Origin of the sequence: Pseudomonas sp. SWRI81, assembly GCF_014268545.1 — a bacterium.
Lineage (GTDB): Bacteria > Pseudomonadota > Gammaproteobacteria > Pseudomonadales > Pseudomonadaceae > Aquipseudomonas > Aquipseudomonas hamedanensis.
Genome location: NZ_JABWQS010000020.1, coordinates 13,948 through 38,658, shown reverse-complemented (window position 1 = coordinate 38,658; position 24,711 = coordinate 13,948). Strand labels below are relative to the sequence as shown.

Annotated in this window: 20 protein-coding genes; 6 read left to right on the top strand and 14 right to left on the bottom strand. The window is 61.2% G+C overall.

Features of this window, described 5'->3' with window-relative positions; genetic code table 11:
- Positions 1 to 26 precede the first annotated feature (26 nt).
- Entirely contained in the window at positions 27 to 815 is a 789-nt protein-coding gene (locus HU765_RS14565; RefSeq protein WP_186621331.1) for a helix-turn-helix transcriptional regulator, read from the bottom strand.
- Between the two features lie 84 nt (positions 816 to 899).
- On the opposite strand from HU765_RS14565, the gene HU765_RS14560 reads away from it, so the two are divergent.
- Entirely contained in the window at positions 900 to 1,898 is a 999-nt protein-coding gene (locus HU765_RS14560; RefSeq protein WP_186621330.1) for a bile acid:sodium symporter family protein, read from the top strand.
- Positions 1,899 to 1,908: 10 nt separating this feature from the next.
- Here HU765_RS14560 and HU765_RS14555 read toward each other — a convergent pair whose 3' ends face one another.
- The 12 genes from HU765_RS14555 to HU765_RS14500 form a co-directional block, all read right to left on the bottom strand.
- Positions 1,909 to 2,664 (bottom strand): ABC transporter ATP-binding protein, encoded by a 756-nt coding sequence (locus HU765_RS14555; protein ID WP_186621328.1) that lies wholly within the window; start codon positions 2,662 to 2,664, stop codon positions 1,909 to 1,911.
- Positions 2,658 to 3,719: an iron ABC transporter permease gene (locus tag HU765_RS14550; RefSeq protein ID WP_186621327.1), complete on the bottom strand. Its 1,062-nt coding sequence runs from the start codon at positions 3,717 to 3,719 to the stop codon at positions 2,658 to 2,660. The genes HU765_RS14555 and HU765_RS14550 overlap by 7 nt, the downstream gene beginning before the upstream one ends.
- A complete protein-coding gene (locus tag HU765_RS14545; protein ID WP_186621326.1) occupies positions 3,716 to 4,897 on the bottom strand; it encodes an ABC transporter substrate-binding protein in 1,182 nt (393 codons plus the stop codon). Before HU765_RS14545 ends, HU765_RS14550 begins: the two co-directional genes overlap by 4 nt.
- Before the next feature lie 62 nt (positions 4,898 to 4,959).
- A complete protein-coding gene (locus HU765_RS14540) occupies positions 4,960 to 7,374 on the bottom strand; it encodes a TonB-dependent receptor (RefSeq protein ID WP_186621325.1) in 2,415 nt (804 codons plus the stop codon).
- A gap of 95 nt (positions 7,375 to 7,469) precedes the next feature.
- Positions 7,470 to 8,447 (bottom strand): FecR family protein, encoded by a 978-nt coding sequence (locus HU765_RS14535; protein WP_186621324.1) that lies wholly within the window; start codon positions 8,445 to 8,447, stop codon positions 7,470 to 7,472.
- Complete coding sequence (locus HU765_RS14530; RefSeq protein ID WP_186552243.1) at positions 8,448 to 8,963, bottom strand: sigma-70 family RNA polymerase sigma factor; 516 nt, start codon at positions 8,961 to 8,963, stop codon at positions 8,448 to 8,450.
- Positions 8,964 to 9,049: 86 nt separating this feature from the next.
- The gene (locus HU765_RS14525) at positions 9,050 to 10,234 is read right to left on the bottom strand and encodes an aminotransferase class V-fold PLP-dependent enzyme (protein WP_186621323.1); all 1,185 of its coding nucleotides are present in this window, start codon (positions 10,232 to 10,234) and stop codon (positions 9,050 to 9,052) included.
- 16 nt (positions 10,235 to 10,250) lie between these two features.
- The gene (locus HU765_RS14520; protein WP_186621322.1) at positions 10,251 to 11,495 is read right to left on the bottom strand and encodes an MFS transporter; all 1,245 of its coding nucleotides are present in this window, start codon (positions 11,493 to 11,495) and stop codon (positions 10,251 to 10,253) included.
- Positions 11,496 to 11,508: 13 nt separating this feature from the next.
- Entirely contained in the window at positions 11,509 to 13,359 is a 1,851-nt protein-coding gene (locus tag HU765_RS14515; protein ID WP_186621321.1) for an IucA/IucC family siderophore biosynthesis protein, read from the bottom strand.
- A 36-nt stretch (positions 13,360 to 13,395) separates the two neighbouring features.
- Positions 13,396 to 14,556, bottom strand: coding sequence for an NAD/NADP-dependent octopine/nopaline dehydrogenase family protein (locus HU765_RS14510; protein ID WP_186621319.1), 1,161 nt, complete (start codon positions 14,554 to 14,556; stop codon positions 13,396 to 13,398).
- 28 nt (positions 14,557 to 14,584) lie between these two features.
- A complete protein-coding gene (locus HU765_RS14505; RefSeq protein WP_186552248.1) occupies positions 14,585 to 15,628 on the bottom strand; it encodes a cysteine synthase family protein in 1,044 nt (347 codons plus the stop codon).
- A gap of 14 nt (positions 15,629 to 15,642) precedes the next feature.
- Positions 15,643 to 17,037 (bottom strand): Y4yA family PLP-dependent enzyme, encoded by a 1,395-nt coding sequence (locus HU765_RS14500; protein WP_186621317.1) that lies wholly within the window; start codon positions 17,035 to 17,037, stop codon positions 15,643 to 15,645.
- A 614-nt stretch (positions 17,038 to 17,651) separates the two neighbouring features.
- Between HU765_RS14500 and HU765_RS14495 the strand changes: the two genes are divergently transcribed.
- The 4 genes from HU765_RS14495 (at position 17,652) to HU765_RS14480 (ending at position 21,783) form a co-directional block, all read left to right on the top strand.
- Positions 17,652 to 18,542 (top strand): CoA ester lyase, encoded by an 891-nt coding sequence (locus HU765_RS14495; RefSeq protein ID WP_186621315.1) that lies wholly within the window; start codon positions 17,652 to 17,654, stop codon positions 18,540 to 18,542.
- A 22-nt stretch (positions 18,543 to 18,564) separates the two neighbouring features.
- Complete coding sequence (locus tag HU765_RS14490; RefSeq protein ID WP_186621314.1) at positions 18,565 to 18,972, top strand: ParB N-terminal domain-containing protein; 408 nt, start codon at positions 18,565 to 18,567, stop codon at positions 18,970 to 18,972.
- Between the two features lie 104 nt (positions 18,973 to 19,076).
- On the top strand, positions 19,077 to 21,317 hold the full coding sequence (locus HU765_RS14485) for a TonB-dependent siderophore receptor (protein WP_186621313.1): 2,241 nt from the start codon (positions 19,077 to 19,079) through the stop codon (positions 21,315 to 21,317).
- Positions 21,318 to 21,414: 97 nt separating this feature from the next.
- Positions 21,415 to 21,783, top strand: a complete 369-nt coding sequence (locus tag HU765_RS14480) for a fe2+ zn2+ uptake regulation protein (protein WP_186552253.1) — start codon at positions 21,415 to 21,417, stop codon at positions 21,781 to 21,783.
- Positions 21,784 to 22,338: 555 nt separating this feature from the next.
- Here HU765_RS14480 and HU765_RS14475 read toward each other — a convergent pair.
- Positions 22,339 to 22,944, bottom strand: a complete 606-nt coding sequence (locus tag HU765_RS14475; RefSeq protein WP_186621312.1) for a response regulator transcription factor — start codon at positions 22,942 to 22,944, stop codon at positions 22,339 to 22,341.
- A 115-nt stretch (positions 22,945 to 23,059) separates the two neighbouring features.
- Here HU765_RS14475 and HU765_RS14470 point away from each other — a divergent pair, with 115 nt between their 5' ends.
- Positions 23,060 to 24,688 carry a hybrid sensor histidine kinase/response regulator gene (locus HU765_RS14470; RefSeq protein ID WP_186621311.1) on the top strand — a complete coding sequence of 543 codons (1,629 nt, stop codon included), beginning with the start codon at positions 23,060 to 23,062 and terminating at the stop codon, positions 24,686 to 24,688.
- The last annotated feature ends 23 nt before the right edge of the window (positions 24,689 to 24,711 follow it).

The following is a 24,711-nucleotide window of genomic DNA, read 5'->3' as shown; positions in this document are numbered from 1 at the left end:
ACTGATAGTTCGGCAAAACCGAAGTTTCAGCGGAAAAATTCCCCCGGTGTTTCACCAAACTGCTGGCGAAACGCGGCGATAAACGCCGAGGTCGAGTCGTAACCGCAGGCGAGCGCGACGTCGGTCACGCGCTCGCCATTCTCCAACGGCGTCAGCGCGCCGAGCAGGCGCAAACGCTGGCGCCAGGCGCGAAAGGTCAGGCCGGTTTCGCGCAGAAACAGGCGGGTAAGGGTCTTCTCGGTGACGCCGAATCTGTCGCTCCAGTGGCTCAGCGTGGTTTGTTGTTCCGGATGCTGTTCGAGGCTCTGATAGATCTGCCGCAGGCGCGGGTCCTGCGGCAGCGGCAGCATCAGGTCGATGTGCGGGGCCTCGGCCAATTGATCGAGGATCACTTGCGCGAGGCGGCCATGGGCGCCGTTCTCGTCGTATTCCACCGGGACCTGACTGAACGCGCGGATCAGTTCTTTGAGCAGATCGCTGACCCCGAGCACATGGCAGCGCTCAAGCGCCCAGCCGGTCACGCTGCAATCGATATACAGGCTACGCATCTCGGTGTGCGGCGAGCTGAACACGCGGTGCGGCACACCCGCCGGAATCCACACGGCACGCTCTGGCGGGGCGACGAAACGACCGACGCCGGTCTGGATTTCCAGCACGCCCTGAATGGCGTAGGACAACTGCACCCACGGATGACTGTGACGGCGGGTCAGGGCGCGATTGGGCAGCGATTCGGTGCGCCCGTAGAGCGGACGCGGCAGGCTGGGCAGCCCGGGAATGCTGCGACGGATGCTTTTCTCATGTCCTTTAGGCGGCATTCTGTGGCCCTTCGGCGTTAGTCGGTCATCGGCAGTCACGGTAGAGTCCTTGGCACGCACTGGCAACCCCCGGATGATCCGACCATGACCCGCCCACGTTTTTTGCCTGACAACTTCACCCTGACGCTGATTGGCGTTGTTCTGCTCGCCAGTTTCCTGCCGGCCAGCGGGCAGGTCGCGGTCGGTTTCGGCTGGCTGACCAACCTGGCCATCGGGCTGCTGTTTTTCCTGCATGGCGCCAAGCTGTCCCGCGAATCGATCATTGCCGGCGCCGGCCACTGGCGCCTGCATTTGCTGGTGTTCGGCCTGACCTTCGTGCTGTTTCCGCTCCTCGGTCTGGCACTCAAACCGCTGCTGTCGCCGTTGATCGGCGATCAGTTGTACATGGGCATGCTTTACCTCTGTGCACTGCCAGCCACGGTGCAGTCGGCGATTGCCTTCACTTCGCTGGCACGGGGCAATATTCCTGCGGCGATTTGCAGTGCGGCGGCGTCGAGCCTGTTCGGGATTTTCCTCACGCCGCTGCTGGTGACGCTGCTGCTCAACGTCCACGGCGACGGCGGCTCGACCCTCGATGCGATCGTCAAAATCAGCGTGCAACTGCTGCTACCGTTTATTGCCGGACAGATCGCCCGCCGCTGGATCGGTGCGTGGGTCGGGCGCAACAAGAACTGGCTGAAGTTCGTCGATCAGGGTTCGATTCTGCTGGTGGTTTATGGCGCCTTCAGCGAAGCGGTCAACGAGGGCATCTGGCAGCAGATTCCGCTGTGGGAGTTGCTGGGTCTGGTGCTGGTCTGCTGCATCCTGCTGGCGCTGGTGCTGCTGGCCTCTTCGCTACTGGGCAAGGCCTTTGGTTTCAATCAGGAGGACCGCATCACCATTCTGTTCTGCGGTTCGAAAAAGAGCCTGGCCACCGGCGTGCCGATGGCGCAGGTGCTGTTTGCCGGCAGCACCATTGGCGTGCTGATTTTGCCGCTGATGCTGTTCCACCAGATTCAACTGATGGTGTGTGCGGTGCTGGCGCAGCGGTACGCGAAGCGGCCGGAGTCGCTGCCGGAGTTGATGGCGCAGGTCGATCCGTGACCTGCGGGCATCAAACGATATCGTCGATCAGGATATGGTTCAGTCCGCGGCTGCACTGCTCGATCCGCGCTTCGACCTTATAGACCTTGCGCAGCATCTGCTCGGTGATCACCTCATGGCTCGGGCCGCTGCCCTGGCTGGTGCCGTCGGCGATAACCAGCACCTGATCGGCAAAGCGCAATGCCTGGTTCAGGTCATGGATGGCGATGAACACAATCACTTCGCGCTGACGCGCCAGGCTGCGCATGAAGTTCAGTACCTGCACTTGCCGATGCATGTCGAGGGCGCTGGTCGGCTCGTCCATCAGCAGGATTTCCGGCTCGCGCACCAGCGTCTGGGCGATGGACACCAGCTGTTGCTGGCCGCCGCTGAGTTCGCCGAGATTGCGGAACGACAGGGCGGTGATGCCCAGCGCGGCGAGAATCTCGTCGACCAGTTTCAGCTCGTCATCGTGCACCGCCCAGCCCGGCGTCAGTTGCTTGCGCGCCAGCAACACGGACTCGTACACCGTCAACCGCGCACTGGCGTTCAGGCCTTGGGGCATGTAGCTGATGCCCGTCGGGCCTTTTTTCGAATCCTGCAAAATCACTTGGCCGGGGCCGTCGAGTAAACCGGCCATGCGCTTGAACAGGGTCGACTTGCCAGCCGCGTTCGGCCCGACTACCGCGACCACTTGCCCGCCGCAAAACATCGCCGTCGAGACTTCGCGAATAATCTCGCGCTGGCCGTAGCGCGCGCCGAGATTGTCCAGTTGCAGCTTCACCATGAGTTTTTCTTCCCGCCCAGAATCAGTGAAATGAAGAACGGCACGCCGATCAGCGACGTGACGACGCCGATCGGGAAAATCGCGCCGGGGATCAGGGTCTTGCTGACCACCGAACTGGCGGACAGGATCAACGAACCGGTGAGCAGCGAGGCCGGCAGGAAGAAACGCTGGTCTTCGCCAATCAACATGCGCGCGATGTGCGGCCCGACCAGGCCGATGAAGCCGATGGTGCCGACAAATGCCACCGGAAACGAGGCGAGCAGGCTGACCATGATCAGCGTCTGAAAACGCAGGCTGCGCACGTTGATGCCGAAACTGGCGGCCTTGTCGTCGCCCAGACGCAGGGCGGTCAAGGCCCAGGCGCGTTTGGCGAAGATCGGCAGGGTAATCAGAATCACCAGGCAGATGATGCCCAGCTTCGGCCACGTCGCTTTGGTCAGGCTGCCCATGGTCCAGAACACCACGGCGGCGACGGCTTGTTCGGTGGCGAAGAACTGCACCAGCGCCAACAGCGCGTTGAAGGTGAACACCAGCGCAATGCCGAGCAGCACGATGGTTTCTGCGGTGACGCCACGGCGCATGCTCAGGAAATGAATCAGCAGCGCCGAGAGCATGGCCATGATGAACGCATTGAGCGGCACCATGAATTGCGCGGCCAGCGGAAACAGCGCGACGCCGAACGCCAGACTCAGGGCCGCGCCGAAACTGGCGGCAGCGGAGATGCCCAGGGTAAACGGGCTGGCCAGCGGGTTGTTGAGGATTGTCTGCATTTGTGCGCCGGCCAGCGACAGCGCTGCGCCGACGGCCACCGCCATCAACGCCACGGGCAGGCGAATGTCCCACATCACCACGCGCACTTGGGGTGAAGCACTGTCGGGTGAGAACAGCGCGCCGAGCACTTCGCCGAGGCTGTAGCTCGCCGGGCCCAGCGCCAGATCGAGCAGCACGCTGCACAGCAACAGAATCACCAGCCCGGCGAGGATCAGGCGTTTACGCAGCACCAGGCGGCGATAGGTTTCGCCTTGGAGTACCACCGTTTCGGTCATCGCGTTCATGGTTTGGCCTCAGGGTTGCGCAGGCTGACAAAGTAGCCTGACTCATACGGCACGGGCAGGAAGCGTTCGTGCAGCTCGCGGAACGAGGCGTCCGGGTCGAGATCGGCAAACAAGTCCGGGTGAAACCATTTCGCCAATTGTTGAATGGCGACGAACTGGTACGGACTGTTGTAGAACTGATGCCAGATCGCGTGGAAGGCCTGATCTTCCTGGGCCTTGATGCCGGCGTAGGCCGGACGCTGGGTGTACCAGGCAAGCTTTTTGCGCGCTTGTGCCATGTCCGCACCGGGGCCGACGCCGACCCAATGACCGCCGGGGGCAAACGCTTCCCAGTTGGCGGTGGTGACCACCACATGGGCCGGATTGGCGACGATGACTTGCTCGGGATTCAACTGGCCGAAGGTGGTCGGAATGATACCGCGGGCGATGTTGTTGCCACCGGCCATGTCGACAAACCGGCCGAAGTTCTCGTTGCCGAAACTCAGGCAACAGTCATCGGTGTAGCCGCCGATGCGTTCGATGAACACGTTCGGACGCGGCGGGTGGTGTTTTTCGATGACGTCGGTGACGCGGTGGATCTGCTGGTTACGGAAATCGATGAACGCTTGGGCACGTTGTTCCTTGCCGAACAACTGGCCGAACAAGCGCATGGTCGGCTCGGTGTTCTGCATCGGGTTATTGCGGAAATCGACATACACCACCGGGATGCCGAGGGCGTCGAGTTTTTCGATGTAGCGCGCATCTTCGGTGGCGTGCTGAGCCTCGATGTTGAGGATGATTACGTCCGGGCGTTGCGAGATTGCCTGCTCGATATCGAAGGTGCCGTCTTCGAAGCCGCCGAAGGTGGGGATTTTCGCGATGTCGGGGAATTTGCGCAGGTAAGCGTTATAGGTGTCCGGGTCCGACTGGATCAGGTCCTTGCGCCAGCCGACGATCCGTTCGATCGGGTTGTGCGTGTCGAGGGCGGCGACCAGGTACAACTGCCGGCCTTCGCCAAGAATCACTCGCCTGACCGGCAAATGCACCTTGACCTTACGCCCCAGCAGATCGGTGACCTCGGTGCGCGCAGCCTGCGCATCGTCAGCGTGAGCGCTGCGCGGCACCAGGGAAAACAGGCTCAGCAGTCCTGCCAGTAACAGCGCAGCGACAGCGAGGCTGCGTCGATCGAAAATCACCATGGTCAAAGCCTTTACAAAAGTCAGTGCGCCCGACAGCTCACGCCGCCCTGCGCCTGAACGTTTTAGAAATCGACAGTCGCCGACAGTAATAAAGTGCGCGGTGAGCCCTGGGAGAACGCGCCGTAGGAGGCGACGCCCGACCAGTACTCGTGGTCGAACACGTTCTGCACGGTGGCGCGAAACGTGGTCGGCCGATCATCGATGCGGGTGCTGTAGCGGGCGCCGACATCGAAGCGGGTCCAGTCATCGAGTTTTTGTGTGTTGGCCTGGTTCACATATTGGCTGCCGGTGTGAATGGCGCCGCCGGTCAGGGTCAAGCCGTCAAGCCACGAACTGTCCCACTCGGCCCACAGGTTGGCCTGCACCGATGGCACGCCGACCGGTTTATTGCCACGGTTGGCCGCCACTGCGGTTTTGCTGAGTTCGGCATCAAGCAGGGTCACGCCGCCGAGCAAGCGTATGCCGGGGACGACTTCGCCAAACACATTCAGCTCCAGCCCGCGATTGCGTTGTTCGCCCTGCACCGAGAACACGCCGGCGGCCAGCTCGCCGCTGGGCTTGGTGATCTGGAACAGGCTGAGGGTGGAGGTGAAGGTGCCGTAGTCGGCCTTGACCCCGACCTCATGCTGACGGGAAACATACGGGGCGAAGATTTCGCCGGCGTTGACCGCGCTGGACGGCGCAATGTCGCCCTTGCTCAGGCCTTCGATGTAGTTGTAGTAAAGCGAGACGTGTTCCCAGGGTTTGAGCACCACGCCGAACAGCGGCGTGGTCCGACCGTCGTCGTAGGAGGCGGTGACTCTGCCTGCCGCGTTGTAGTTATCGGACTGGATGTTCTGCTTGCGCAGGCCGAGGGTCATCTGCGCGCGGTCATCGAGAATCGACAGGGTGTCGGCCAGCGCCACGCCGGTCAGTTCGCTTTCGGATACTTTCGGCGTATCCGGTTTTGGAATGTAAGGTTCCGGACGATCCGCCGGGTGATAGATGTTCGACAGAATCGGCGCGGCGGAAATGATGCCGCGCGACAGCACGTCGCGATAGCGACTGACCTGCACGGTAGTGCGGTGACTGATTGGCCCGGTGTCGAAGCGCAGCCGTGCGCCGGCGTCAACGGTGTAGCGCTCGACTTCGAACTTGTAATAACCAGGCGTTGAAGACGTGTCGCCGGCGGCATTGATGATGGTCGGCGTCTGGTCGGACATGCGCGCGACATCCGACTTGCCGCCACCGGCATGGGTGAACACCGTCAAGGCGTCGCTGAGGTCGTACTCGCCGCTGAACAACGCGGACTGGTCACGGGTTTTCGACCAGCCCCAGTCCTGACTGACGCTGGTACGGCCATTGGCCGCGGAAGGGATGTCAACGCCCGGCGCGATCAGGAATGGCCGTGAGGCGGCATCGAAGCGTTCTTTTTGCTGCAGCCAGTCGAAGCTGGTGCGCAGGCGTTCACCTTGATAGTCGAGGGAAATTGCACCGATATCAACGTGGCGTGACTGAGCGTCAATCGCGGTATCGCCGAGCTGCGTACTGCCGTTGATGCGCACGCCGAAGCGGCGCTCTTCACCGAAACGCCGGCTGACGTCGAGGTGCCCGCCGAGCTGGGAATTCATCGCGTAACTGGCGGTGAAACGGGTCAGGTCTTCGTCGAGTGAGCGCTTCGGCACTACGTTGATCACGCCGCCGACCGCGTTATTGGGGGACATGCCGTAGAGCAGTGCGCCGGGGCCTTTGACCAGTTCAATGCGCTCGGCGTATTCGGTGAACACGCGGTAATTGGGCGCCACACCGTACACGCCGTCGAAGGCCAGCTCACCGAGATTGCCTTCGCCCACCGGAAAGCCACGAATGAAGAACGAGTCGACAATCCCTCCGGTCTGGCCGGTGGAGCGCACCGAAGAATCGCGCTCCAGCACATCGCCCACGGTGACGGCTTGTTGATCCTTGATCAGCGCCGAGGTGTAAGTGCTCACGCTGAACGGCGCGTCCATCACCTCGGTGTTGCCGAGAATGCCCAGACGCCCACCGCTGGCGACCTGGCCGCCGGCATACTCCGGTGGCAGGGAGCTGGCGCGTTGGTCGGTGCCAATGATCGGCGTTTCATCCAGCGTCACCCGGCGCGGCACCAGCGTATAACTGCCGTCGCTGCGCAGCACCATGTCCAGGCCACTGCCGTCGAGCAACCGATTGACCGCCTCTTGTGTCGAGTAGCTGCCAACTAGCGCAGGATTGCGCAGGCCTTCGGTCAGCGCAGGCTGGAACGACAGGGCGATGCCCGCGTCCACGGCAAAACTCGACAGCGTCGCCCCCAGCGGTCCGGCAGCAATGTTGAACGCCCGCACCGTGCCCGCGTCCAGTTGCACCGGCGCGGCGGCCAAGGCAAACGGGCAGACGCCACCGATCAGGGCAAGGCTGAGCAACGCACTGCGAACAACTGGTATGAACTGACGATCCGGGCGCAGGAGGCGTGCGGCGAGCATGGATGGATGAGCCTATGAACAGGACGGAAAAGTGCTTCTCCCCAATTGCCAGTCGAGATTGAAAAAAGTATCACCCGGACGGCGATTTTTTTTCCTCAGGCGGGGGAAAGCATGACCCAGTAGCCATTGAGGTGGCCGCTGACAACAATCGGGTAGGTCTGCGCCAGCATGTTCAAGGTGCGTTGGCTGTCGCTGATCGGGTAAGCGCCTGAAATGCGCAGATCGGCGAGGGCCGGATCGAGGCGCACGAAACCGCGACGATAGCGGGTGAGTTCGTCGACAAAATCGGCCAGGCGCATCTTGTCGGCCATCAACATGCCTTGGCTCCAGGCCCCGACATTGCGGTCGGTGGCACTGACCGGGCCAAAGGTGGAGGAAGAAAAATCGGTGCGCTGACCGGCGTTGACGATCAGTGGCGTGCCTTGGCGATTGTTCGCGAGTTCGACTTTCACCGCGCCTTCGAGCACCGCCAGATGGGTCTGCGGTTGCCGTTCGCGGACGGTGAAACGCGTACCCAGCGCCTGCATGCGGCCCTGGCAGGTACTGACCACGAAAGGCCGGGCGAGCGGGGAAATATCCGCGGCGGTCTGCACCAGGATCTCGCCTTCGCGCAAGTAAATGAGGCGTTGGCTGGCGTCGAACAGCACATCGATGGCGGTGTCGGTGTTCAAGGTGATTTTCGAGCCATCGGCCAGGCTCAGCTCGCGTTGCTGGCCGACGGCCGTGCGGTAGTCGGCTGACCATTGCTGCGATTCGGCCAGCTTCCAGCTGCCCCAACCGGCCGGCACAAGGGCCAGGATCACCGCCAGTTTGCCCATGGCCGCGCGCCGTTGCGGACTGCTTGGGCGATCAAGGGCGGACATCGCCAATGACGGCGGCAGGCCGCCCAGTTTGGTTTGCAAGAGTTGCGCACGTGCCCACGCGCGAGCGCGCTCGGGCGTGCTGACCTTCCAGCATTCCCACTCGCCGCGCTCGCGGTCGCTGAGTTCGCCTTCACTCATGCGGATCAGCCAGTCGGCGGCTTCTTCCAGGGCCTGTTGATCGGGCCGCGCGTCATGGCGCCGGGCGAGCATTCACTCCACCAGCAGCAGGCATTGCACGAAGGCTTGCTTCATGTAGCGCTTGACGGTAATCAGCGACACCCCCAACTGCTCGGCGATGTCGTCGTATTTCAGACCGCTGATCTGCGACAGCAGGAACGCGCGTTTGACCAGCGGCGGCAGGGCATCGAGCATCGCGTCGATTTCGTGCAGCGTCTCCAGCACCATGAAGCGCAATTCCGGCGACGGCACTTCGGGCGCGGGCAGATGGGCCAGAGCGTCCAGATAAGCGCGTTCCAGCGCCTTGCGCTGATACCAGTTGACCAGAATGCCCTTGGCCACACAGCTCAGGTAGGCCCGTGGCTGCTCGATCACCGTGACCTGAGACGCAAGGATGCGGGTGAACGTATCCTGCGCCAGATCCGCCGCATCCATGGCGTTACCCAGTTTTTTTCTCAGCGTCGCGTACAGCCAGCCGTGATGGCCGCTGTACAGGGCTTCGATCGCGCGCAGGTGTTTGTCGTTATTCGCGGGAAGGGTTTCGCTCATGGCTGCAGATTTTCATGCAATTGAGAAGTATTCCCAATGCTAGTTTACAAACCCTCTGTGACGCAAGCGCCGATTGGCGCCTGCTTTCATATGGTCGGCAAACGGCGCAGCGCGGCAATCAGCGTATCGATTTCCGCCTCGGTGTTGTACGCGTGCAGCGACGCGCGGCTGACTTCCAGCAAGTCGCGCTGCTGCATGTCGAGCAGGGTCGAGCGGAGCGTCGAGGTACTGACGTTGATGCGCGTTTCCTGCCCGGCCAGCCATTGCTGAACCTGGGCCGCGCTGTGCTGATCATGAGTGAAGGTGACGATGCCGGACTTCTGCATTCCCAGGTCCCGTGGCGTGACGCCGCGGATCTCGGCCAGCCGCAGGCGCAGGTATTCGCCCAGGTGCTGAATTCGCTGCCACATCGGCTCGATGCCTTGCGCCAGCGCGTAGTGTACCGCCGCACCAAGGCCCAGTTTGGCCGCGACGTTACATTCCCAGTTCTCGAAGCGGCGCGCATCGGCACGAATCGTGAACTGCTCAGCGCTCTGCAACGACGCTGCGTGCAAGTCCAGAAACACCGGCTCAAGGCTCTGGCACAGCGCGCGCTCGACATACAAAAAGCCCATTCCCCGAGGCCCGCGCAAGTATTTGCGACTGGTGGCGGTGAGCATGTGGCAACCGATTTTCTGCACATCGATCGGCATTTGCCCGACAGCCTGGCAGGCGTCGAGCAGAAACAGCACACCAGCGGCGCGGGCGAGGGCGCCCACCTGCTCGACTGGCTGCACCGGTCCGCCATTGGTGGCGATGACCGGCAAAGAGATCAACGCCACGCGCTGATCATCGAGCAGCGCTTCAAGCGCGGTCAGCGAGACCTGGCCATGCTCATCGTTGGGAATCACCCGGATTTCGATGCCGCGTTGCTGCTTCAGTTGCAGATAAGGGATGTAATTTCCGGCGTACTCGGTGCTCGACGTCAGCACCACGTCGCCCGGGCGCAACGGCAATGAATAGAAGGCCATGTCCCAGGCGCGGGTGGCGTTCTCGATCACCGCGATTTCATCAGTCCGGGCGTTGATCAACCGGGCGATGGCGGTGTAGACGTTTTCGACTTCCTGCGATTGCTGCCCGGCGGCTTCGTAGCCGCCCAGGCGTGCTTCGAGCTGGATATGGCGCGTCACGGCGTCGATCACCGGCGTCGGCATCAGCGCCGCGCCGGCGTTGTTGAAATGGATCAGTTGCGCGACGGCGGGCGTGTCGGCGCGTAGTTGGTCTATGTCCATAAGCGTCACTCCTTGATCAATCCGCAGGTGGGGCAGGACTGGTTTGCAGCGCCGCCGGCCAATAACGCAGCGCAACAATCGGGATCAACGCCAGCACGTAGGCCAGACACACGAACAGATAGGTGTATTGCAGACCGTAAACCTGACTGAGCAAGCCGCCGGCCGAGATGCCGGCAATCGATGCGAATTGTGCTGTGCCCTGGGCAATCCCCAGCACATGGCCCTGCTGCGAGCTGTCAGCGGTTTTCGATATCAGCGCCATCAGCACCGGTGTGGTGGCCCCCAACAATACGCCCCAGATGAAATAGGCAATGACGAACACCAGCGGATTGCGCGTGACGCCTGCCACTGCGGTGAGGACGATGCAGCCGATCACCACGTAGGTCATGCGCTGCAAGGTGTCTTGCTGACCGCGATGTTCGAAGTAACGCGACCACGCCGTGGCCGACAGAATGAAGCCCAGCGCCAGCAGCCCATAGCACAGACCGACCACCGAATTGCTGACCTCGAACACCGAGCTGACATACAGCGAGAACGAGGTCTGCGGCAGCATCCGTGCGAGCAACAGAATGCCCATCACACCGAGCAGCGACAGCAGCGGCGAACCTTGCCAGAGGCTGCCGGCGCGGCGCACGGGTGCAGTCTGGTCCGCGACCGCCGGTTTTTTCACCGGCGGCACGTCCGGCAAGGTCACAGCGGCAATCACCGTGCACACCGCGCACAATGCCGACGCGATGATGTTGATCCAGAAGAACGTCGCGTAATCGAGGATCAGACCGCCAACCACTGCACCGAGCAGCGAGCCGACGTTGGTCGAAATCTGCAGAATGGCGAACAGCCTGGCGCGGCGCGACGGCGCTTCGATACTCACGCCATAGGCCTGGGCCGGAGCGATGTAGCCGGCAAACGCCCCTTGCAGAAAACGCAGGATGAGAATTACCCAGATGTCCGTGAACAGGGCCAGCCCAAGCTGGGTCAACGACAACCCGGCGAGCGCACGGATCATCATCAACTTGTGGCCGTAGCGGTCGCCGATACGGCCCCAGAATGCGCTGGTCAGAATAATGCCCAGCATCGGCCCGACGTACACGGCGATGCTGGCGAAGCTGAAAACCGACTCGGAGCTGGTCAGCCCACGCAGATGGACAGGCCAGAACGGCCCGCTCATTTCCATCGCGCCCATCGACACCAACTGGATCGCGAACAGAAGATAAATCAGGATTCGTACTCTCGAACCCTGGATGGCACCTGCATGGGACATGAGTCAGCCTCGGTTAAACGCTAGCGAGCGGGTTGGTCAGGGTGTGTTGCAAACGATAGTTGCTGTACTGCATCAAGTGCATGCGCAACAACGAACGCGTCGGCCATGGGTCTTCGACGAATGCTTTGTGCTCGACTTCCCAGACCTCGGCCGGGACACGCTCGCGCACCGCTGCAAACGCCAGATCGGTTTCCTCGCGCAGGATTTGCCACAGTCGCGTGTCGTGCAAACCGTACTCCTTGGTCAGCCACAGGGCGATCTCATGCAGGTGCGTCAGGAACGCCGCGTCGAGCACGAACATGCGCACCGGCTCGATGTCGCCGGCAAACACCGTCGGCAGGATACCCGGCTGCACGTGCGGTTGCAGGCTGTAGCCACGTCCTTCCAGCCATGGCGCGTAAGTCCGGCCATCGCCGAAATCGCGGATCAGCAGACTACGTGCTTTGCCGTCGGGAGAGAACAGCACCATGGTGTTTTGCTGGTGCGCTTCAAGGCCGATTCCGTACAGCAAATAGATCGCCACCACCGGGTGAGTGACCACTTTGGCGTACTCGCGAAACCAGTTTTCCACCTGCGTCGCATTGGCCCGCACGCCGTCGCGTTCGATCAGGTCGGTAAACAACGGCCGACCGCTGCCGGGCAAACGGGTGAACAGCGATGCCACGGTGATCGGCAGGCAATCGTCGTTGCGCTCGAAGGCCGGGGCGCTGGCGCGATAGACCACCGACAGATGCCGGCCCGGATGATCGTCCTGAGTGACTGCGTTTTTGTAGCGCACGCCGATTTCTTCCGGAAAAATTTCCAGGCGTTGATCGAAGCCGTTTTCGGCTTTCAAGATAGCGCTGATCACCGTGCTGATGCGCGGCCCCATATGAATCGACTTGGCTTGCAGACTGCGCAGTTCGCTGGTCATCCAGACGGCAATCGGCAGCTTGATCAGCGGCGCGCAGTCCTCCAGCAGCGGCATCATGGTGCGATACGACATGGTCGGCAGCGTTGGCAGGTCCGGGCCGTCGGTGATCAGAATGCCTTCTTCGATCTCCGCCGCAAAAGTCTTCAGCACGTAGGCCTGCAAATGCCAGGCGTGAATCGGCAGCGGCAGCCACTCGATTTCGTCCAGGCCCTTGCTGTTGAGCGAAGCTTTCCATTGTTCCCACTGCACGGGAAAGTGGCTGGCGAACCAGGCGCGGTAGCTGGTGACGTGCGGCATGCTTTCGCTTTTTGCGTTGTCGGCCCGCAACGCGGCGATGCGCAGTGGCACCTGGGCATTGAACTCCGGCGACAGTTGCGCCACCTCGTCATCGCTCAGGCCCGGGCGCGCCTTCCACGTCGGATAATAAGGATGGCCCTCCAGCGAGCCCCACTGGTCGAGCAAGATCGCCGCGTCCTTGGTTTTGACGTGCTGGCGCAGGTAGTCAGTGAAGCTGTTGAGGCCCTGATCCGCGATGGCCTGTTGCAGCCGCGCGTTCCATTGCTGGCGATGCTGACGGGCATGCGCGTCGTTGGTCAGGCTGTTTTCCATGTCCGCCTTGAGTCCGGCGACGCCCTCGTCGGTCGGTGCGAAATCAAAGCTGTCGCGCAACACATCGAGCATGTCCTGGTGGCTGGTGATGGTCTGGCGCACACCTTCATCGGTGACCAGCACCACGTCGCCGTCGTTGACCACGGTGTCGGCCGGGCCTTTGGCAATGTCGGAAAAGGCCAGGTGAGCGCGGCCGCCCTTGAGCGGGTAAGTGGCCTGGTTGCCCTCGGCGCTGAAGCGCAGCGCCGAACGCTCGAGAATGTTTTCCGCAAACAGGCAGCGCACCAGACGGCGCATGGCGTTTTTGCGGGAGAAGGCGATCAGTGTCTTGAAGTCATCCATATCAGCGGTCTGCTCGTCGAGAAATTGAATAGGCGATCAAGCGGCGGCGCTTGTCGTGTGGGGCCATTGGCGGGGGAAGTAGTCGAGTGCCGAATCGCGCAGGCCGTGCATATACGCCACGCTCCACTGCAGGACTTCCTCGATGTAGGGCACCTTGAGGTCGAAGCGTCGGGCCATTTCCACCAACAGCACCAAGCCATAGGCGACGTCTTCGTTGAAGGCGCGGCTCTCGCGCTCGATCACGTAGCCGGCGCGGTTGTCGGCAGCCGGCACCATTGGCGCGAGGATGTCGTTGTAGGCCTGATTGGTACGCAGGATCGACAGCATGCTGCTGGTATCGCGGATCTGCTCGCCGTAGGCCTCGACGATCTCCTGTTTCAAGGATTTCACCGAAGACAGGTCGATGCCCAGCCGCTGGCTGATCACCGCGCATAAAGCCTGGCTTTCCTGGTCCATGCGCTCGAGAAAATACGCGCCCAGTTCCGGGCACTCGGTCCACCAGCACATGCGCTGCGGGAAAATCTTGCGGTGCCATTGGCCGTAAGGGCCGATCAAGCCGTAGATCACCGAGCTGTGCATGATCGGGTTGCCCGGTGTCAGGGTGATTTCCAGATAGTGATCGAGCATCGTCACGCAGGGGCCGTACAGTCTGGTCAGTATTTTCTCGAGTTGGCGGCGTGCTGTTTGCGGCTCCCTGGCATGGGTCGCCACATACAATTGGCTTTTGCCGCCGCCCATTTTTACCGAGCGTCCCGGTGTCAGCTCGAAAGCCGTGTGCGGCACGTCCTTCATGCCCCAGATGACCACATTCGGCCGGTCGGGCAGGGTGGCTTCGGCCAGCCAGTCGAAACCGCAGAACCCTGGAATCGCACCGATGAACACCGGTTTGCTCGCACTCAAGTGCGGGGCGATGGCTTGCAGGGTTTGCTGACGGACATGAGCAGGCACGGTGACGATGACGATATCGGCATCCTCCACCGCCGCTTTGGCGTCACGGGTGACGCGATCCAGTCGGGCGCTGAGGGTCGAGCCGTCAGGCAATAATGCCTGCATGGGCGTCTGCCGCGCGTGATGTTCAATGACGTCCTGATTATGGGTGAGCAGCGAAACCTGAACGTCGGGCAGTTGCTTGAACAGGATGGCGTTGAGATGGCCAGTCCTGCCGCCACCACAGATGGCGACTTTCAACACATTCATCGAGAGGCGTTCCTGTGTGAAGGGTGGGTCATGCGACGCTCAGTTGCAGCGGCGCGGAAACGGATTCCAGCCATTGGGTCTTGCCCAGCCAGGCGTCCAGTTGCGGGGCGATGCCCGGATCGATCAGGTCGCGCTCCTGCAGCCACTGTTCGTTGAACACGGTATGCAGGTATTTCTCGCCGCCGTCAGCCACCGGCACCACGACGTTGCCGGTCAGCACGCCTTTGTGGATCAGCTCCAGTGCCTTGTAAATCGCACCGCCCGTCGAGCCACCGACCAGCAGGGCGAGGTTGCGGGCGATGTAGCGCGCGGTTTCGAACGCCTGGGCATCGGTGACCTGCACGCCCAGGTCAATGCAGCTGTAATCGAGCACCAGACCGACGGTGTCGCCCGCCGGCGTGCCGGTCCCCGATTGGTAGTACGGGTAGCCAGGATGACCGAAGACAATCGAGCCGGCGGGTTCAACGCCGACGGTCACGGTGTCAGGGTTGTGCACTTTCAGGCCGCGAGCGATACCGGTCATCGAACCGCCGGTGCCGACGCAGCCGACGTAAGCACCGATCACCCCGTTGGCCTGAGCGATGGTTTCGCGAACGAAATCACTGTAGCCGCCGGCATTGGCCGCGTTGTCGGATTGATTCATGAACACCGCGCCGGGGATCTCCGACGCCAGTTCGGCGGCGAGGCGCTGGCGCTCGACCACGGCCACTTCGTCTTCGCGATAGCTGCCTTTGACGAAACGGATGTCAGCGCCGAGGGCCTTCATCACGGCGATCTTGTCTTGCGCGGCGTGGTGATCGACCACGGCGATGAAATGCAGGCCAAATTCGACAGCGGCCATGGCCAGGCCAATTCCGGTGTTGCCCGAAGACGACTCGACCACCACGCCGCCGGGTTTCAGGCGCCCGGACTTGAGCGCCGCCAGGACCATATTGCGTGCCATGCGATCTTTGATGCTGCCGCCGGGATTGTTTTTTTCAATCTTCAACAATAAACGGGCGTTACTGTCCGGAACATCGATCGCCAGCATTGGCGTATTACCGATCAGGTCTGAAACTTTATTCAATATCATCGCAATTGTTCCCTTTAGTAGTCAGGTGAAAACGCATAGTTACCTTCCGTACAACAGGTCGCCATCAACCGACGGGGCAGGGGATGGCGGTGAAACTCGTTTTCCAGCAAGTCCATCTGATAGCCGGCGGTGTTGATGTAAATCAACAAGTCGCCACTCCGTGGTTCACAGGCGAAGTTAATCAGGCGATAAGTAATGACGTCGTCGTCAAGGCAGCTGTGCCCAGCGATATACGCCTGGCAGGGTGCGGACGTCTGTTGTTCTGTACTGATCAGTATCGGGTCAACCAGATATTCAGAAGCAAACCAGGTTTCGCAAGCACTGAAACTACTGCCTTCGACGAAAATAACCGTTTTATTATCGGCGAGTTTCTTTGTGCGGGTGATGCGAAAGATTGAAATGGCCGTCTGATCGACCAGACTCCGACCGGGTTCCAGGGCCAGGGTAATGTTTTGCTGATTTAAATAACCGGCAATGGACAGTCCCGCGGAATGTTCGGCTTCGAGAAATAACGTTAACCATTGCGCCGCCGTCAGGTCGCCGCCGTAAGGGTAATAATCAGCCGGGACTTTCTGGTGGTAATAGTGGCTCGGGATATTGTCATTTTGCAGAAAGCGGGCGTAGTCCTGTGGGGCGACATACCGAATCGGCAGACCACCGCCGATATCGATCATCTGCGGATTCAACCCCATTTCCCTCGCCGCCTCGACGAACCCGCTGACCTCGCGAAACGCCTGTACGCGGGATTCGAAGCCATAGCCGCCGAGATGAAAATGAAACCCCTCGAAGACCAGGCTCGCGGTGTCTGTCGCGAGGAGTTGCAGGCTGTCGAGCAGGTCTTGCGCGTCCATGCCGAATCGGCTCTTTGCGCAGCTTTTCGCCCGATAACGCAGCAGAATCCGGGCTTTTATCGGCAGGGGCTGAGCTTCGAGCAGCTCTTTCAAATGGTCGAATTCCTCCAGCGAGTCCACGCAAATCAGAGCGCCGGCGCTGACCAGAGCCTGGTGAAATGCCGCCGTTTTTGCCGGTCCCGTGGCGCAGATTTTTCCCCCTGGTGTACCTGCCCGCAGGGCTGCCTGCAGTTCGTAGAGGCTCGAAACATCGACGCCAATTGCCGAAGTCGCCGCCGCACTCAGCAGGCATTGCGACTTGTTTGCCTTGGCACCGTAGAAAATGGCGTGGGCAACTGAGTGCTGTTTCAGCACCGCCAGCAGTGCTTGCGTATTGAGTTCAAAGGCATGGGGCCAGACGACATTCAGCGGAGAGCCGTGTTGTTCGACCAGCGCTGTAAGTGTGTCGGGGAAGTTGTTGATAAACGCGGAAATAACCGGGTCGATCAGCGGTGTTAACGAGTGCGGATGATGGACTTTATTATGCGTTTCAATACGTGCTGCATTTGCTTCAGGCATAGTTAACCCCGGCGCTGAAAAATAACCTCGCCATAGAAAGATCAATAACTTATCTGTTATCGATTTATGTTCTGTTTCGCCTCGTCAGGTGCGAGACGGTAAATTCGTGGGTGGCGGACGCCCAATAAAACTGGCTATTGGATCCGAACTGACAATCGTAATAAATACTTCACAGAACAATTGCATGGGCACCCCAATCCATAAGGTTTGCACGGGCGTCTCACTTGACCGTTAGTTGCGGGTCAGACCGCTATAAATACCAGTGGCTGATGTTTAAGTGACATCACTGGCAGACAATTTCCGAGACGCTGTTACTGACGTTGAACCGAGGATAGTTCCTCTTGGCGGCGTGAACAATATTGCGAACAGGAACGATTATCAAGTAAGGTTTTCAAATATTTTTGAATAAACACCTGCGCAAGGCGAATCCATGAACGTGTATTTACACGCTCAAGGACTCGCTCGCCCCGAGATAAAAAACACCGTTAATTGCTTGAACAATAAGGTGTTAACGGTTGTTGCAGCAAACCCCCGAAACACTGGGGATTTGTGCCCGTTCAGGGGCTCGGAAATTGTTCGAAACCACGACTGGTTCACACCCAAGGAGCAACGCCATGCAATCCGATCGACTCAGCGGCAAAACCCGCCTTGCCATCAGCTACCTGTTCGTCCCGGGCAACCGCCCCGAGCGTTTTTCCAAAGCCTGCGAAGCGGGGCCGGACGCGATCATCCTTGATCTCGAGGACGCCGTTCATCCGGACAGCAAAGCCGCCGCGCGCGCCGCGATCCGGGCCTGGCAGGAGACGACACCGAGCGTTGCCTGCGAGCGTTACATCCGCCTGAACAGCGTCAGCAGTGCGCTGTTTCGCCAGGACCTGACGTGGCTGCGCGACGCGTGTTATCCCGAGCGTTGCGACGGCATTTTCCTGCCCAAGGCCGAATGCCCCGAGGCCTTGGCGCCGGTGGTGGAGCAACTGCTGGCGTGGCAGCCGCAGTTGCAGATCGTTGCGATCATCGAGACCGCCAAGGGCCTGCAACAGGTCGAGGCGATTGCGGCGATTCCTGGCGTGGCGCGGCTGGCGTTCGGCTCGCTGGATTTCGCCCTCGATATCAACTGCGGCCAGGTTCCCGAGGCGTTTCTGTTCGCCCGCAACCGCATCGTGCTGGCCTCGCGCACGGCGGATTTGCCCGCGCCGATCGATGGCGTGACCCCGGCGATCAGCGACCTGGCGGTGGTAGCCAAAGACGCGCTTTACGCCCGCTCGCTGGGGTTCGGCGCCAAGTTGTGTATTCACCCTGGCCAACTGACCACGGTGCAGCGCGCCTTCCTGCCGGACTCGCGCCAACTGGCGTGGGCCGACCGGGTGATGCGCGCGGTAGCAACCGGTAGCCACGCGGTGCAAGTGGACGGCGAGATGGTCGATTTGCCGTTGATCGAGCACGCCCAGCGCCTGCTCGACGTCGCCAGCCAGCATGCGCCGCTTGCCCGTGCCGACGCCTGCTGAGTCGTGGAATCAGGAGGTCACCATGGATCACGGTTATCAGATTGCGTTGCGGCCGCTGTGCGAAGTGTTGCAGTCCGAGCAGGTCGACCCGGCCAACGTGACGAGACTGCGCGAGTCGATTGTTCGCGCCGGGCATTGGCTGGAGCCGATCATCGTAGAGCGTTCGCGTGGCATCGTCATGGACGGCAATCACCGTTTCACCGCGGCGTTGCAGCTGGGCCTCAAGCGGGTGCCCTGCATCCAGCTCGACTACGGCGATCCGCGGGTGTGCGTGTGGCACTGGCGGACCGGGCAGGCGTTCGAAGTGGCGCAGATTTTCAGCACCATCGCCCGTGGCGAGATTTTCCCGTACAAGACCACGCGTCATGCGTTCGACCCGGCACTGCCGGTGGTCGCGATACCGCTGCAACGGCTCTATGTCGGCGCCTGATCGCGGTACGGTAAAAAATCTTTACTGCGGGTGATACTTTTTCGCAAATCGACTGGCAATAGGAGTGATTACCATTTTCCCTCGATGAAAAGGATCCCACCGTCATGCCTGTTGTCAGTCGTCCTTGCGGTGAGCGGGTGTTAACACTCGCCGTGCGCACCGCCATGCTGAATTTCGTTCTGGTCGCAGGAAGCGCCAATGCCTGGGCCGCCGGCGCCGGGCAATCCGCTGTCGCCGCCGATCAGGCCGCGAACGCTGCGCCCGTCGCGCCGGCGGACGCCAGCAAGGACGCGCTGACCCTCGACACCACCAACATCAACGCCCGTTACAACAGCGCAACCGCCTTGCCGGAGGCACTCGCCGGCGGCCAAGTGGCGCGCGGGGCGCGGTTGGGGATGCTGGGCAACAAAGACGTGATGGACACGCCGTTCAGCGTTACCAGCTACACCGCCAAGACCCTCGCCGACCTGCAGACCGTGACCGTCGCCGATGCGCTGGAGCGTGACCCTTCGGTGCGCTCCACCGGGCAGACCGGCGGGATCGTCGACTCGTTTTTCATCCGCGGCTTCCCGATTGGCGAAGGCAACATTGGCGAACTGGCCTTCGACGGTGTGTATGGCGTGGCACCAAACTACCGCGTGTTCACTGACTACGCCGAGCGGGTCGAAGTGCTCAAGGGGCCGGGTGCGCTGATGTACGGGCTGTCGCCCAACAGTGGCGTTGGCGGCGTGATCAACATCGTGCCCAAGCGTCCGCTGGACCAAGACCTGACCCGGTTTACCGGCTCATACGCGTCCGACTCCCAGGTCGGCGGGCACCTCGACGTCAGTCGCCGATTCGGCTCGGAAAATCAGTTCGGCGTGCGCTTCAACGGCAACCTGCAGGGCGGCGACACGGCGATCGACGATCAGCACCGTGACCTCGGCGTCGGCGCGATTGCTCTGGACTATCGTGGCGAACGCCTGCGGTTGAACCTGGACTACATCAGCCAGAAGGAAAGTTGGGAAGCGGCGTCGCGACCGTTCACCATCGCCCCAGGCGTAGACGTGCCCTCGGCGCCCAACGGTCGCACCAACCTGCCACAGGATTGGGGCTGGTCGGACACCAAGGAACAATCGGCGTTGCTCGGCGGCGAATATGACCTCAATGACGCGGTGACTGTATTTGCGCACGCCGGCGGTGGCCGCTCGGACGTCAAGCGCCTGTCCGACCAGGTTCCGCGAATCCTCAACGACGCGGGCGACACCAGCAACGTGCCTGGCTACTACAAATTCAACGTCGATCGCTCGACCGCTGATGTCGGTATCCGCGGTGTGTTCGCCACCGGCCCGATCACCCACACCACCACCGTTATGGCCACGCGTTATCAGGATGAGCTGTCGCGTGGCATCAACAATGGCACCGCGATTGTTTCGAACATCTACCACCCGGTTGATGCGCCGCGGCAGTATCTCAACGCGCCGAAAGTCCTGCGGGTGTCCGAGTCGGAGCTGTCGGGCGTGGCGTTGACCGATACGATGTCGATGCTCGATGACCGCTTCCAGCTGACCCTGGGCGTGCGCCGCCAGGAGATCGAGTCGCGTAACTACAACGCCAGCGGTGCAGTCAGCTCCAGGTACAGCGACAACGCCACTACGCCGCTGGTCGGTGTGGTGGTCAAGCCTTGGGAAGACGTCTCGCTTTATTACAACTATGTTGAAGGCTTGAGCAAAGGCGACATCGCCCCGGGCACGGCAACCAACGCCGGGGAAACCTTCGCGCCGTACGAGTCCAAGCAGCATGAAGTCGGGGTCAAATACGAACACGGCACGTTCATGACGTCCCTGGCGTTGTTCCAGATCGAGAAGCCGAGTGGCGAGGTCGGTGTCGGCAATGTGTTCTCGGTGCAGGCCGAACAACGCAACCGTGGCGTCGAGTTGAGCATGTACGGTGAAGTCGCCAAGGGCACTCGCTTGATGGGGGGCGTGACGGTACTCGACGGCGAGCTGACCGACTCGGCGACCGCCGCCAATCGCGGCAACAAACCAGTCGGTGTGCCAGACGTACAAGCCAACCTGTGGGCCGAGTGGGACACGCCATGGATCGAGGGCTTCACCCTCACCAGCGGCGCGATTTACACCGATCGCCAGTACGTCAACCAGGCCAATACCCAGGAGCTTGATGCCTGGACCCGCTTCGACGCCGGCGCCCGGTACGCGACCAGGATTGAAGGCCGGCCGACGACGTTCCGGGCCACGGTGCAGAACGTGTTTGATCGCGAGTACTGGTCGGGTGTGGCGTCTTACGGCGCGTTCTCGCCGGGTTCTCCGCGGACCTTGCAGTTGTCGGCCACCGTCGATTTCTGACGCCAGTCGGCAATGGCGCAGTCGCCGGCTCATTCGGTGACTGCGTACTCTTCTCTATATATAGCGGCGTGAACATTTCAGAAAAGGAGTCTTCGTTATGTTGAACAATCCGGGCGCTGCGGCGCTTATCGTTCGGCCCGCGGCCCCTCGACTGCCCAGCGAGTTTGATCGCAGCGCCAATCAGCACATTCGTGAATTGCTGCGCCACTTCGGACTGCGCAGCAGCCTGATCCGTTTCAAAGTGCTCAATGCGCTGGTGCTTGCCAGCCGCGACGGCCATTCGACGGGAGTCAACGGGGTGCATACGTGGGTGGCGTCGTCGTCACCGCAGTTGTCGTTCATCAGCGTGCGTGAAGTGCTCAAACGCCTGTGCCTCGAAGGCTTGATCGTGCTGGAAAACGACAAGACCTACCGGTTCACCCGACAAGCCAGGGCCATCCTGCAGCAACACAATCATCCACTGTAGTGACTGACGCTCCGTTTTCGCGAGCAGGCTCACTCCTACAATGGGTTTTGTGGGTTGTCGCAAATCTGAGTGCCACCGGAAATGATGTAGGAGTGAGCCTGCTCGCGAAGGCGGCGCGTCAGGTCATCCATCTGCGGCTGACACTCCGCTTTCGCGAGCAAGCCCGCTCCCACAGTCGGTTTTGTGGGTTGCCGTAGATCTGAGTACCACCGGAAATCCTGTAGGAGTGAGCCTGCTCGCGAAGGCGGCGGGTCGGGTAGTTCATTTGTATCTGACAGACCGCTTTCGCGAGCAAGCTCACTCCTACATTGGGTTTTGTGGGTTGTCGCGAATCTGAGTGCCACCTGGAATCGTGTGGGAGTGAGCTTGCTCACGAAGGCGGCAGGTCAGGTAGTTCATTTGTATCTGACAGACCGCTTTCGCGAGCAGGCTCGCTCCCACAATGGGTTTTGTGGGTTGCCGTGGATCTGAGTGCCACCCGGAATCCTGTGGGAGTGGGCTTGCTCACGAAGGCGATCTTTGCGCCAGAGATGCAGGCCCAGCCTGCGGCGACTCCTACACCAGGCCAACGTACTTCACCGCGGCGGCAGCCCGTGAGGGCACATCCAGCGTACGTAATAAAGAAGACACGTGAATGCGCACCGTGAACGGAGAAATGTCCAGCGCCCGGGCGATTTCCTTGTTGGTCTTGCCCTGCGCAATCAGCCGCAACACTTCCTGCTGCCGAGGGGTGAGGGCGCTGGCAGCCTCGAGCGGCAGCAAGCCCGAGGGCGCGAACTTCACCAACACTTCACCCTCGCGGATCGCCAGAATCGCCTGGCCGATGTCGTCGGGGGCGATATTCTTGCCAATAAAACCGTCGATGCCGGCGGCCATGACTTCGTTGATCAACGACTGATCGTCGACCATCGACACTACGATCAGTGTGGTACGCGGCCAATGCTGACGCAACTCGGCCAATTGACCGACGCAGGTCAGCCCGGGAAATCGCAGATCGAGAATCAGCGTGTCCGGTTCAGCGCCCACCGGCAGCAAAGCCAGCACGGCCGCGAGATCACCAGCCTCTTCTATATCGGCGTCGGGCAGTAGACGCTGGACGGTGCGCTGCAGCGCTTCGCGAAACAGTGGGTGATCGTCGGCTATGATGATGCGGCATGTCATGGCGTGACCCTCCCTGGGTCAGGCGTTATTCAAGGCTGCACCATAGCACCAGGCGCCAGGGTTGCCTGTAGGCTGCTTCTGAAATTGACGATCGCTGTAAAAAAGGACGTTTACCATGAAGTTCGAGAAAAACACCGAACTCGACCAGGCCAATCTGCGCATCATCATCGCCGCCATCGCGGTGGTCTACATGGTCATTCTGGTGTTTCTGCCGGGCCATCGCCTCGATACCTACCTGCCGGTCATTACCTACATCGGCCTGTTCCTGCTGGCCTCGATCGTGTTCCGCCAGGCCATTGCGCGCTGGCCGGGGCACTACCCGGCGCGGCGGATTTTCGCCATGGTCCATGATTACACCGGCACCTGTTTCGGCCTGGTGATTGGTGGCGAGGCGGCGCTGCCGCTGTACGCGGTGATGGTCTGGGTCAACCTCGGCAACGGCATGCGTTACGGCTCGCGCTATCTGGCGATTGCCACGGGACTGGCTTTGCTGGCGCTGCTGGTGGTCTATCGCTTGACGCCGTACTGGCAGGCGCAACCGTTCATGGTGTTGATGCTGTTGATCACCAGCACGGTAATTCCGTTTTATGCGCACTTGTTGCTCGAACGCACGCGCAAGGCGTCGGAAGAAGCGGAGGCGGCCAATCTTGAGAAGTCGCGCTTCCTCGCCCAGGCCAGCCATGACCTGCGCCAGCCGATCCACTCCATCGGCTTGTTTACCGCGTGTCTGCGCGAATCACGGCTGGGCGATGAGGAACGGCGGCTGGTCGATAATATCGACCGTTCACTGCTGAATGTCTCGCAGCTGTTTCGTTCGATCCTCGATCTGTACACCCTCGACAACGGGCGGATCCTGCCGAAATTGCAGAGCGTCAACCTCGGTGAATGGCTGGCGGAACTGATCCGGCAAAACGCCGAAGCGGCGCGTTGGGCCGGCGTGGAACTGCGCTTGCGCCCTTGCCAGTATTGGGTGCGAACCGATCCGGCGCTGCTGGCGACCGTGGTGCAGAACGTACTGTCCAACTGCTTCAAATATGGCGCGCAACGTCCGGTGCTGATCGGTGTGCGCCGGCGTGGCGCAGGCCTCGCCATCGTGGTTTATGACGGTGGCAACGGCATCGCCGAAGAGCATTTGGGGCAAGTGTTCGAGGAGTTTTATCGGGTGCGCCAAGTGCGCGACAAAGACGTCGAAGGTGTGGGGCTGGGTCTGTCGATCGTCAAGCGCCTCGGAGCGTTGATCGGGGTGCAAGTTGCCTTGCGCTCGCGGCTTGGCAGAGGTACGGCGGTCACCCTGTATGGCTTGCCGATTGCGCTGGCGGCGGCGTCCACGGTCAACCGTGAGGAAGCGCGTCAGGTCGGTTTGCTGACCGGGCTGAAGGTGTGTCTGGTGGAGGACGATCACAACGTACTGCTGGCGACTTCGGCCTTGCTGGAGCGCTGGGGCTGCGTGGTTCAGGCTGAATGGTCGGCGCAGGACCTGGTGACGGATTGCGACATCATCGTCGCCGACTATGACCTCGGCACCCACGCGACCGGTATCGAGTGCATCGATGAGGTGCGCAGGCAGCGAGGTTGGACGGTACCGGCGATGATCATCACCGGTCACGACGTTGAAAAAATCCAGGCGACCTTGCACGACCGCGAGATTTCGATCCTGTCAAAACCGGTGCGACCGGCCGAGCTGCGCGCGACCTTGCGGACGCTGCGCGACCGGCAACTCGAAGCCGCCGATCCCGTTGTGTAGGCGTTCGTCGGCCCGCGACAAGA